This window comes from Flavobacterium alkalisoli (assembly GCF_008000935.1).
In the GTDB taxonomy this organism is placed as follows: Bacteria; Bacteroidota; Bacteroidia; order Flavobacteriales; family Flavobacteriaceae; genus Flavobacterium; species Flavobacterium alkalisoli.
On the sequence record NZ_CP042831.1, the window covers coordinates 3,082,217 to 3,094,910 of the forward strand.

Genomic DNA, 12,694 nt, shown 5'->3' on the forward strand with positions numbered 1-12,694 from the left:
ATCTAATCTTTAATGAAAACTTTCCTTAACTCATCAATTTTCTCCTGCTGCTCCTTATCTTTTTCAGTATATTTTTGATACATCTCCTCATTATTTTCAAATTCATCTATAACAAGTCCTGTTTTACCATCAATAATTCTGTGCAACAATCTTTTTTCTCCTAACCTATAAGGAACTATCCAAAAATCTCCTAGTTTGTTTTTATTCCGTATTATATCAAGTATCGCTACATTATATACAGTATCGTCATTATCAATAAGCTCTTTTCTTCCTTTTAATATAATTGATATAATTGTTGCAAAATCCATTTTAAATCCATCTTCATGATTAACAGACATTGATAAATCTCCATTTTCATCAAAACCGTCTTCTGCACCGATAGAAACGCCCCGAAATATTAAGTACATACTGCCAACTCTAGCCTTATTTATATTACAGGAATAATGACTAATAGTACCATCTGGATAGTAAGAAAACCAACAAGTATATTCTACGAGGGCCTCATCTGTAAATTCAGAATACTCGGAGTTCCCAGTATATATATTATCGTCAAGAGGTAAAACCTGCATTTTAATTTCTTCAATATATTTTAATATGTTATCACCTGAATAAGCATAACGTACAACATCATACTTATCTTTAGGCTTTAAGTAAGTTTGGTCGTAGGTGACATACTCATAATTATAAGATTCTGTATTAACATTTGTTACCTTAATTAAATGATTCTTTCTAGCCTCCCAATAAGCATTATCATTATTACCATAAATTTCTATTACTTGGCTCCTAAGTAAGCTGTTTTTCATATCTCTTTTTAATTCCTTAGAAGGATTGAAGACTTTTCGTTCCGGTGTTAGTTCGGGTACATTCACACCTTTAATATTGACAAATTTTTCTTTCATGACATATTGTTTATATTTAGGTGCCTTACTCACCGTGCATGATGTAAAAGCAGCTATAATAATAATTGTAATAAGGACTATTTTCTTTTCCATGATTGTGCTATTTTACGTGCTTTTAACCATTGCCAATAATATGTTGCTGGCTGGGAAGTATACAATGAAGTAGCAAGCTGAGTATAATCCATAATATTATCCGTTTTTCTCGAATCAAATGAAAATTTTTCCCACCTACTGAAAGTATGCCCTAACCCCAACGAATGCAGGACTTCATGTGCGCAAGTAATTTTATCATTTTCATTCTGTGTAAACATGATCGCGTCTGAATTTTCCCCTGATGAAAAGCCTCCAAGAAATCTGCCATCTAGTTCAACAGCTTGATTTGTTATTGCATCTTTAGTTTTTGCTCTGCGGTTTATAAAATAGATTATTAAACTCGTTTGCGGCAAACCATTTACAGGTATAGGATTTGAAACAGCATCGGGAAGTTTACTCTTAAGGTAATCTTTAATAGGAACATAGCCTGAGGGAGGTGTGCCTTCTATTTTTCCTGCAATTAGAATACCATCTCCGGAATTAACGATATAATCACCTCCTAATAGAAATTTAGGATCGGTCGATACATCAATTATTGGACTCTCATCAAATATCGGAATATTAGCCTTTATTCCTGCTTGGTGTAAATATCTTATTAAATAATCACGTTGTTTATCATACATCGACCGACTGACAATAGTAGTCCCAGGTCCATCAAAATTTTTAATTGTAACATTAGCAATGATAACATTGAGCTGTATTTCCGGCTCCTGAAAAATTTTAATCATCCCCGCAATATTTTCTTTTCTTTGGCCATTAATGTTTTCTGTAGCAAATATCTCAAGTCTTCTATTTTGTTCATCTGCTGATGCTTCTTGTAGTCTTTTTATCTTTATTGTAAAATTATCTTCTATGGAGGAGTCTGTAAAAAGGGATCCCGGTAATATATAATCCTTGATATTATTTGGTTTATTCTCTCTATTTCCTATTTCAGTACCGTCATTATATACGGTTATTTCATAATTACTTGCTTCGTAGGTTATAGTAAGTCTTTCAGGAACAGCATTTACAATAATTCTTAACTTCAGAACAGCCTCTTCAGCAGGACCCAGTCTTAGCCAAGTTGTAAAATACTCATCATTAGGTAAGGTTCCCCATGGAACGAGAACAGCATCATATATCTCTCTTTTTAACTGAGAATATATTTCAGGTCTGAATTCAAAGGGTAAATCAAATTGATTCATATCAGTCTGTCCGATAAGGATACCTGTAATTTCACTAAAAGGAGGATAATAAATATTACTGGAACTTAATGGTTCAGTACGCATCCAGTCAACTCCGTACTCACCAATGCCATAAAAATTATCCGATGGTATCCCTTTCCAATTATCTTTTGGTAAAAAGTTGACAATGGTATCTGCTATTTGTGAAGCATAACTAAACGAATTAGAAAATCCTGTACTAGTAAATATAAGACCATTTCCGGAGTAAACCATTATCTCACTTCCAACCGCGGGAAAAGCCACAATAACCTCTCCATCAATATTTTCATATTTAATTCCCACCTCAGCACTATACACCCCATCAGTATATGACAAGTTTTTAAATTCTACATAAATATTTAATTTGTCATCTGTATTAATATTTAAAAGGCTGTTATATTGATCATTAGTAATACCCAACATATAACTCCGATTAAGATTATTAAAATCTGTACCATTACCTGTTATACTAAGATAAAAAATCGGAGTACCATTAACCATTTTTTGATTTTTCCAAAATCTTAGAGTATCACCTGTTAAAGCATCATTTATATTAAAAATACTATTCAAATCATAGTCTATACTATATTTAGCAATTAATTCCTGTGTACTTTTAATAAATTCAGTTTCAGGAGAATCAATTGTATATGCCACATATAATCTATTTGCTGCAGCCTGATCATAAACAATATAATTTTGTGTCAAGTATTTTGAGTTATTAAATTTAGCCATTGCTAATTTTTTGTATACGACAGTCTCGATAAGATTATCATTATTCTCATAATCTAAAGCTTCGTAAATCCTTTCCAAATCTATAGGACCAAAAATATCCTCACAATTATTAAAATTATCAACTAAATCAGTCTCTCGATAAAATGCATATACAAAATTTGCAACCATTACTCTATCAGGATCATTATCTATTTGAGTAATACCTCCTGAAATATTGTTGATATAAGCCGGCTTTTTAAATATTATGTCCGTGTGATCTTTTGGGTTTATTACAGTCTTGTCGCCAACATCTGTTGCATACCTCTCTTCAATATAATAACTTTTGTTAAATGAATCATTTAGGTAGAAAAACGAATCGAACGTTTCATTTTTTGTTAAATCAAATTGTATATTGAAATAAATTGTGTTCTCAGGTATTGGATACTTACTTGTATTAGGCTGCGGTCCCTCAAGACGTGGCCACATAAAATTTTCATTTGTTCTTGAAATTCCTGGAGATGTACTACCTGTAATTATCCTTATAGGCCAATGTTGTGTCTTTAAAAAATTAGATACACCGCTATGAACATTAGCTGGTCCAGGTGGATTATAAAAGTCAACGGACCTTCCCCTTTTTCCTAAAACATATAGGTACAAATTATTTTTTGTTATGAATTTATTTATTATGTTCAAATAAATCTCCGAAGTATAAAAAATTTTATCCGAATTACTATTACTATCTGGAAAATGTATGACCTTGTTAACATCACTATTCCTTTGAATATCCTTACTTTGCAAGCTTTCGACAGATATATGAGCTCCATAAAAAGCCGCAGGATCCAAAAACATAAAAACATTTTCTCTGAAAATTTTATCGCTTACCGAAGCAGGTTTATTACCCGCTATATCTGAAGGATTACTACTATTGACATTTAAGATACATTCCTTCGCTTTCAGATAGTCTATATCAAGACTAAATCCCGATTCTTCTATACTCTGCACATAGTCACCAAAATCAATAACCACGTCAAACCCTAAGTTATTTTTAAAGGAACCAATAACATCTCCGGCTTTAACCTTTGGTAAATTATAGGTGGTTTGGTTAAAAAATTTCTTTATAATCTTCTCATCAGAAGTGATACTGGAATCTATCCCTATATAAGTTGCTTTAAACTGCTCATTCGGGTTAGCGGCATTAAACTCTCCAAAATCATCCCAAAGCTGAGCAATTAAGGGAGTTGCGTCAGGATCTCCCAAAGCTGTAACTAAATCTTCATTATTGAAAGTCTTTATAAAGTTACTTTTTTTAATCCCCCTGTAAATCAGATATTTGATTTTCACTCCCATATATAAAGAATTCAAAGGCTTCAAAACAACGTTCACCTTGTCACTGTAGGCTGAATTGGGAACTACGAATAAATGTCCGTCAGTCACAGCATACGCCTTAAGTTCGCCAGTAAAAGTAAAGGAGGAAGTAACCCTAAAACTATTTTCATCTATAGGTCCAAAACCCAGATTATTCTCTTCCGATAAACCGTCTGTATTTGTAAAAAAATAAGAAGTCGCCATAAATACTAAGTTGTATTAAAAATTAAATAGAAATATACAAACATGTTGTAGCCATTAATATTCTTACAATGACTTTACCAAGCTTATAACATTAGAACTACATCGAAATAAAATCTCTTGCTTTTTCAGATAATCTTTTGCGATAAAAAATCTGAAACAATACAGAGTAGCAATTTTTAATTGCGAATAAAAAAAATAATTGAAAGTAAACTTGTGAATTTGTTTCCATAATATTAAATTCTGAAATCTTAAATAACTAAAAACCTTAAGCTTAGAATTTAATATGATATATACAACTATTACTAATTACAAATAGTTATTGAAGAAAGGATAACAGTAGAATATTATCAATATATAAATTAAACGGTAAGGTGTTTTACAAATATATAACTAACTATACAAGCAAATATTGTTTGAAAGTAAATTTATAATAAAAATTTCGTTAAATTATTATATGATATTTTACTTTTATATCTCTAAAGTAAATTACACACTGCAAATATAAGACTATTTTCTTATAAAGCATTTTTTGTTACAATAGTATTAAAGTCAGAATTTATAAAACTATGAAAATTAATATTTTATATGTTTGTAAAAATTTCACATCTTATCCATATGAAAAATATTTATATAACAGTTGCACTCTTGTTTTTCTATTTGATTTCCTATTCTCAGTGTTATACAAAAGTTAGCTCAAAAGTATTTCATAATTTAACTATTCGGACTGATGGAACGTTGTGGGCCTGGGGACAAAATGAGAACGATCAGATAGGCGACAACTCAGGAAATAATCAACCATCTCCAATACAAATTGGAACTGATAATAGCTGGACTAGTGTCAGTGCTGGTACCCAGTATTCACTTGCAATTAAATCTGATGGGACATTATGGGCTTGGGGTTCTAACAGCTATGGACAAACAGGCAATGGCGGGGCAGATATTCCTGAAATGGTTGGTGAAGATACCGACTGGATACTGGCCGAAGCCGGATTATCTTTTAGTGCTGCCATAAAGTCTGATGGAACATTATGGATGTGGGGAGCGAATTTCTATGGACAACTTGGAAATAACTCAACAACAAATCTTAATACACCAACACAGGTTGGCGAAGATACTAACTGGGTTGCCGTTTCTTTAGGAGCCCAGCATACTTTAGCCTTAAAATCCGATGGAACACTATGGGCATGGGGATTAAATTCATATGGGCAACTGGGAATAGGGCTAATGGGCAATCAACATGTGCCTATACAGATTGGCACAGATAACGACTGGATTGCTATTGAGGCCGGTTATAGCGCCAGCTACGCCATTAAGGGGAATGGCACACTGTGGGGCTGGGGTAGTAATGGATTTGGGCAGGTAGGAAATGCTTCTTCAAGTGATCAAATATTTCCGATACAAATAGGCGCAAATACCTGGCAACACATTGAGTCAACAAATCATTGTCTGGCTATACGTTCGGATGGTACATTATGGTCATGGGGAAGAAATGTCGCCGGGGAAGTATGGAATGTCACTCCCGGGGTAAATCAGTCATCACCTGTCCAGGTTGGTACTGATAATAATTGGACACAGGCTGTTACAGGCTTTTATCACAGTATTGCATTGAAAAATAATGGAACTCTTTACAGTTGGGGAGATAACGAATTTGGAACTCTTGGTAATGATTCTTTTGTTGACAGTCTTACATTAATTCAGATAGGGACAACCTGTACAGAAATAATATGTAATATAAATACTCCTTCCCTTTCTCCTTTAGTCACTGAATGTTCCCTTGAATTTGACGATATAGTAATACCTACTACAACTAACAGTTGCGGAGGTACGGTGACAGCATCGCTTCACCTTGGAGCATTTCCTCTAACTGAGACAGGTACTATAGTTTGGAAATTCGGAAATGAAGCAGATGCCATTTTTGTCGAGCAGGAAGTTATTATTCAGGACACCGAACTGCCGGTACCTTCTCAAGAAACCTTATCCACAATTACAGCTTCTTGCAGTATAACAAGTGAACAAATAAGCATCCCGACTGCAATTGATAGTTGTGCCGGAGAAATTACAGCCACAACAAGTAATTCTTTAAATTTTGATGAGCAGGGCAGTTATACCATAATCTGGTCTTATGATGATGGAAACGGAAATATTACTACCCAAAGTCAACAGGTACTAATTGAAGATAGTGAAATGCCTGTTCCAACTTTAGAAAATCTACCTACACTTTCTTCTCAATGTGAATTAAGCGAGAATGATATTGAACATCCAACAGCTCTGGATAATTGTGCGGGAGTAGTTATTGCTACTACAGAAGATTCTTTAGAATTTTCTGATCAGGGCACATATACTATAAATTGGATCTATAATGATGGAAATGGAAATATAACAACTCAGCAGCAGTCAGTTATCATTAATGATACACAGGCTCCAGTGCCGACATTGGAAACTTTGCCTTCAATTTCAGGAGAATGTTCTCTTTCAAATAATGATATAACATATCCGACAGCTCTAGATAATTGTGCGGGAGTAGTTATTGCTACTACAGAAGATTCATTAGAGTTTTCTGATCAGGGCACATATACTATAATTTGGATTTATAGTGATGGTAACGGAAATAATTTTACTCAACAACAGCAAGTTGTGATTGAAGATACCCAAGCTCCGGTGCCTGCAATAAATACCTTACCTGATTTAATATCAGAATGTGGACTTACATCTGAAGAAATACAGACTCCGACAGCTATTGATGATTGTGAAGGAGAAACTATTGCCACAACTAACAATTCATTAAATTTTAGTGAACAGGGTAATTATACAATTCTATGGACATTTGAAGACAGTAACGGAAATAGTATTGACCAGGAACAACAAATCATAATTGAAGATGTTACAAGTCCTACCGTTATAACGCAAGACATAACAGTGGATCTTAACGGAGCTGCATCAATTACTATCACTTCAGAGGAAATAAATAATGGATCTTATGATAACTGCAATATAGAAAGCATAGAAATTAATATCAATAATTTTACTCAACCTGGAATATACGAAGTTGTTCTAACTGTTTATGATAATGCTGGAAATGAATCTTCTGACATCGCAACTGTAACGGTTGTAGACTCATCATTAAATATAAATGATTTTACAAAAGGGGACATATCAATCTATCCGATTCCTGCCAGAGATTTTATTACTATAAAAAAGCCTGAGGATATACTTATCCTATCAACAGATTTTTATGATATGTTAGGCAAAAAGTTATTTAATATAGAAGGTAATATTGACAGGATAGATACCTCTTTTTTATCAGCATCCAGCTATTTTATTATTATCCATACTGATAAAGGAGTTTTGAAAAAGAATTTAATTATAAAATAATTCATAATTTTATAAAAATTTCAGAGTTACCCTATTGGTTACCCTGTTTTAGATATTATTGTGAATACCCTGTAAATACTGGTGTTTTAAATGAGGTTGCGGAGCCTCTTTCTCCGCAAAAGAAGTTTCAAAAGAAACTTTAAAAGTTAAAAAACCTTAAAACACTAGTGTTTTAAGGTTTTTTCGTTTTTAGGCATATCTGTCACTAAAGATATTTTGTAAAAATCCTTCCGGCTGTAGGAAGCGGTCGCGGCCAAGCTTTCCGCTGAAAATTCTTCTGGCCTTCTTTAATCCGCAGTAGCCCCGGGCGGCCCGCATCTGCATAAGTGGATTTAAAGAAGTCAGCTTCTTTGGGGAGCAACACCCCGGCCATATCCAGCAGTACCCTTGAATCAAACTGATTACGCAGATCAATGATCAGATTTTGTTTTTTACAGGCCAGTTCCAAATTGTCACCAACATTACTTCTGCTTACATAGGTCATATCCAAATAAGCGGTATTCGGTTGGGGTATACTGACAATCAATACCTGCTGTAGGGAATCCTTGATCTTCTTTGGTTCATGACCAAATTCCTGTTTTTTGAAGCGAATTGGATTGCTCAAGAAGTTATTGTACCTACTAAGTTTATATCGCAAAAGCACTTGGGATTTAAGGAAAAATTATTTTCACTCAGCGTATTAGCAAAGATTTGAGTGATGTTCTTTTGTATAATTGCCTGCATTCGATTATATTGAAATATTGTGTAAAATCTATAATGCCGGAAACTCCGTTAAAAACATACCATTTTAGTTAAATATTTAAAAATGGTCATACAGATAAACTGTATTATGTCAGAAATTTGATAATAAATCTTAGTATCTATGTTCAATAAATCACTTTTTATAGTATCTGCTTTTATATTATTAAGCTGTGGGGCAACAAAAACAGCAAGCAGCCATTTTGTATTTAAAGATTCTAAAGCCGAACAAAAATATATCACCTCGTATAATAATACAATGAAACTATGGCCTGTTTCTTATGAGGAAAAAGATATTAATACCTCCTTTGGCACAGCACATGTTATAATAAGCGGTCCTACATCTGGTGAGCCGTTGGTACTATTGCATGGTATGGACGCCAGCTCTACTATGTGGTATCCAAATATTGGGGATTATGCAAAAAAATACAGGGTATATACCATAGATTATTTAATGGAGCCCGGAAAATCAGTTTCAAAAGGCGATAAACTTAATACAGATGAGATTATTTCTTGGTATGATCAGGTTTTCAATAATCTCGGATTAGAACAGTTTAATCTTGTCGGAATGTCAAGAGGCGGATGGATGGCAACACATTATACGCTACATTCTAAGGACAGAATAAAAAAACTCATATTGCTGGCACCGGTACAAACCTTTAACAATATTGAGGTTGATACTAAAACTATGACAGCTGCTAATTTTAAATTCTTCCCAAACAGAAATAATTTAAAAAAAGCTGTGAATGCCCTCTCACGCAGGCCCGAAAAAATAGCTCCTGCCTTTAAGGAACAGATGTACCTTGGTGTAAAAAATACAAAGTCTAATTTTGATGTGCTGCAAATGACTCCTTTCAGTAAGAAAGAACTTAAAGCGTTAACACTACCTGTATTAGTGCTTGTTGGCGATCATGATATTCTTAATAATAGTAATATAGTTGAAAAAGCAGGTAAAATACTGCCTAAAATAAATGCTGCAGTTATTGAAGATGCCGGGCATTTTCTTACTATAGACCAAAAAGATGAGGTAGACAGGCGTATAATTGAATTTCTGGATACAAAAAAGTAATGCATGCCTGATGATATTAAGGAAATAACAGGGATTGAGGTTAAGGAAAGAATTTCCGACAGTGTTCTTAAAGCTGCCGACGAGGTGGTAACCTGACTTGGTTTGTATTTATGTATTTTAAACAATGTATTTTCTTAATAAAAATAGTTAATTATTACATCTTCAATATAATAAACTCAGACCTCCTATTCATTTCATGTTGTGCATCAGTACAAGGTATACCATTAGAACAGTCATTTATAAGCTGTGTTTCACCATATCCTATTGCACTTTCAATTCTTTCTGCAGCTATACCTTGCGATATAATGTAATCTCTGGTAGCTTTAGCCCTTCTGTCAGAAAGTTCTAAATTATATTGATCTCTACCACGGGAATCAGTATGTGATTCTATCTTAATTACCATATTAGGATATTCATTCATTAAAAACACTACTTTATTCAACTCTACAGCAGCATCATTTCTGATGTAAGATTTATCAAGATCAAAATAAATAATGTCAATCTTGATTTTAAGCAATCCGTTCTCTTTAATTATCAATTCATGGCTAATACCCAGAGGAACTACAGTTTCACCTGTAACACTTCCTGTAAGCACCGTTTTATTAGTCACTCTATATCCTTGTTTGGAAGCTTCTACAAAATAATTAATATTACAGTCTATAGGAGTTGTAAAAGCATACTCTCCACCAATTTGTGATACTGTACGTTCCCTTTCTACTCCCTTTGTATCATAAAGAACAACCGTTGCTCCGGATATCCTTTCACCTGTGAGTTCTTCAGAAACGATCCCTTTAATTACCTGTTTACAAACTATTGGCGTTCTTTCAAAAGAATAAATATCATCATCCCCTTTTCCGGTTTTTCTGTTACTACAGACAAAGCCTTTATTTGTTTCTTCATTCACTATGTAGGCAAAATCATCCATATTAGTATTAAGAGGTCCTCCAAGATTAACCGGTTTTTGAAATGTACCATCTGTAATAACACTTTCAAAAACATCCAGTCCGCCCAATCCCAAATGCCCGTCGGTAGCAAAATACAATGCTCTGTCGGTCACATAAGGAAACATCTCCCTTCCATTTGTATTAATGGTTTCTCCAAGGTTTTTAGGCTGTCCGTAGTTACCATCGCCTAATATGTCTACAACAAAAATATCAGTCTCCCCTATTGTTCCCGGCATATCAGAAACAAAATAAAGCTTTGTACCATCTTTACTTACTGCCGGCTGCCCTACCGAATAGCTATCATTATTAAAAGGCAGTTCTTTTATATTCTCCCATCTTATTTTTCCGTCCTTTTCTACTGCTGTGGCAGAATATAATTTTAAATGATTAACCCCGTTACCGTCTTTTTTAAGTTTACCTTCATAATTATTCCTGGTAAAGTAAATGGTTTTTTCATCAGGCGAAAAAGCCACACAGGCTTCATGGTATTTGGTATTTATATCCTTCGAGAACTTTTCCAGAAAAGTTACATCGGTCTGTACCGGATTAATCCTTCCAAGATGTAAATTAAGAAAAGGCTGGTTATTCCATCCGTATTTTCTTGTATGGAAATAAGAGGAATCTATAGCTGTAGCATATACAAGCTGACCTTTAAAATACATAGGCGCAAAATCTGAATTCTTGGAATTAATAGACAGGTTTTGCAATGTAAACTGAGGTTCCAGAGCCAACAGATCATCAATTGTAATATCTTTTAAAGAAAAATCTTTTACCCTGTCATCATTGTATGCTTTTTCTGCAAACTGTTTCATCCATTTCTTTGCTAAAGGATAATTTTGTGTACCCTCTAATGTTTGTGCATAGCGAAATAAATATTTTGAAGAAACTTCATTAGGATATTCTGATACCAATTGTCCATACCATTTATTAGCTTCCTGCATTTGGGTATTAAAGTAATAGGAATCTCCTGCCCTTTCAAGTGTTATACGCGAAGTATCACCTTTTTTTATAGCATTTTCGTAGGCTTTTGCAGCTTCCACATACCACATATTATCAAACAATGCATCGGCATTTTTGTTCCCGGTTTGTGCCAAGCCTGTGTAAGCTCCCAAAATAAATATTAGTATAACTATTTTTTTCATAATCAAACCGTATTAAAAAAACCTTGGTGATTTTAAACCTTCCTCTTTAGATTTAAGCTCAAACCGCAACATAATTTCATGACTGCCTGAGGTAAATTGCTGGAGTTCTGTAGTAGTATAATCGTAAGCATATCCTATTAATATAGACTGTGTTAACTGGAACCCTACCAAGCCACTTACCGAATCGCCTGTACGATAAGATGCTCCTATTCTAAACTTGTCATAAAACATAAAGTTGGCTGATAAATCGGCTACAACCGGTGCTCCCGATACATATTTAAGTAAAAAAGCAGGCTTGAACTTTGTATTAGCCGAAAGATCGAAAACCAATCCTCCGATTAGATAAAAGTGCATACGCTCATCTGCCAGTCCTTCTTTTGTACCATCATACCTTTCATCTACTAAAAAGTTAGGTACCGATAGCCCTACGTAGCTTCTTTCTCCATCATAGTAAACCCCTGCACCTATGGTAGGTAAAAAACGGTTGACTATATTATCCTGATATTGAAAATCATCTCCGTTTTGCATAGTCCCCTTACTCCAGTCAATATTTAATATCCTTCCACCCGCATTTACACCAAAAGACAGATTCATTGTTTCTGAAGTCTTTATTGTGTAGGAAAAATTTGCATTTAACCATTGCTCTTCAGACGGACCAATGCTCTCATTAAGAAAAGAAAGACCTAACCCTACATTTTTGCCTACGGGCGAATCCATACTTAATGTCTGCGTTACAGGAGCTCCGTCAATACCTACCCACTGTGACCTGTAAATACCCGTAAGGGTAAAATGTCCTAAAGAACCTGCGTATGCCGGATTTACACTCAATGTATTGTACATATATTGGGTATACTGCGGATCCTGCTGGCTATAAGCCTGTGATACAATAAACAGTATAAATAATGTCAGTATTTGTTTTATTTTGTAAATCATAATCAACTATTATTAGGTATAT

Annotated in this window: 7 protein-coding genes; 2 read left to right on the top strand and 5 right to left on the bottom strand. The window is 34.1% G+C overall.

Annotation, left to right across the window (positions count from 1 at the left end):
- Positions 1-2: 2 nt before the first annotated feature.
- Positions 3-992, bottom strand: coding sequence for a hypothetical protein (locus tag FUA48_RS14085; protein WP_147584120.1), 990 nt, complete (start codon positions 990-992; stop codon positions 3-5).
- Positions 977-4,474: a hypothetical protein gene (locus FUA48_RS14090; protein WP_147584121.1), complete on the bottom strand. Its 3,498-nt coding sequence runs from the start codon at positions 4,472-4,474 to the stop codon at positions 977-979. The genes FUA48_RS14085 and FUA48_RS14090 overlap by 16 nt, the downstream gene beginning before the upstream one ends.
- Positions 4,475-5,089: 615 nt before the next feature.
- Here FUA48_RS14090 and FUA48_RS14095 point away from each other — a divergent pair.
- On the top strand, positions 5,090-7,846 hold the full coding sequence (locus FUA48_RS14095) for an RCC1 domain-containing protein (RefSeq protein ID WP_394349169.1): 2,757 nt from the start codon (positions 5,090-5,092) through the stop codon (positions 7,844-7,846).
- 205 nt (positions 7,847-8,051) lie between these two features.
- On the opposite strand, the gene FUA48_RS14100 is transcribed toward FUA48_RS14095, so the two are convergent.
- A complete protein-coding gene (locus tag FUA48_RS14100) occupies positions 8,052-8,450 on the bottom strand; it encodes a hypothetical protein (protein WP_147584123.1) in 399 nt (132 codons plus the stop codon).
- Between the two features lie 258 nt (positions 8,451-8,708).
- Between FUA48_RS14100 and FUA48_RS14105 the strand changes: the two genes are divergently transcribed.
- The gene (locus tag FUA48_RS14105; protein WP_147584124.1) at positions 8,709-9,653 is read left to right on the top strand and encodes an alpha/beta fold hydrolase; all 945 of its coding nucleotides are present in this window, start codon (positions 8,709-8,711) and stop codon (positions 9,651-9,653) included.
- A 154-nt stretch (positions 9,654-9,807) separates the two neighbouring features.
- On the opposite strand, the gene FUA48_RS14110 is transcribed toward FUA48_RS14105, so the two are convergent.
- Positions 9,808-11,739, bottom strand: a complete 1,932-nt coding sequence (locus FUA48_RS14110) for an OmpA family protein (protein ID WP_147584125.1) — start codon at positions 11,737-11,739, stop codon at positions 9,808-9,810.
- A gap of 12 nt (positions 11,740-11,751) precedes the next feature.
- Positions 11,752-12,672, bottom strand: a complete 921-nt coding sequence (locus FUA48_RS14115) for a PorP/SprF family type IX secretion system membrane protein (RefSeq protein WP_147584126.1) — start codon at positions 12,670-12,672, stop codon at positions 11,752-11,754.
- Positions 12,673-12,694 lie beyond the last annotated feature (22 nt).

What these genes read in the sequence shown, in the direction of transcription:
- FUA48_RS14085 (WP_147584120.1), bottom strand. Translation starts at nt 992, where the DNA reads ATGGAAAAGAAAATAGTCCTTATTACAATTATTATTATAGCTGCTTTT.
- FUA48_RS14090 (WP_147584121.1), bottom strand. Translation starts at nt 4,474, where the DNA reads ATGGCGACTTCTTATTTTTTTACAAATACAGACGGTTTATCGGAAGAG.
- FUA48_RS14095 (WP_394349169.1), top strand. Translation starts at nt 5,090, where the DNA reads ATGAAAAATATTTATATAACAGTTGCACTCTTGTTTTTCTATTTGATT.
- FUA48_RS14105 (WP_147584124.1), top strand. Translation starts at nt 8,709, where the DNA reads ATGTTCAATAAATCACTTTTTATAGTATCTGCTTTTATATTATTAAGC.
- FUA48_RS14110 (WP_147584125.1), bottom strand. Translation starts at nt 11,739, where the DNA reads ATGAAAAAAATAGTTATACTAATATTTATTTTGGGAGCTTACACAGGC.
- FUA48_RS14115 (WP_147584126.1), bottom strand. Translation starts at nt 12,672, where the DNA reads ATGATTTACAAAATAAAACAAATACTGACATTATTTATACTGTTTATT.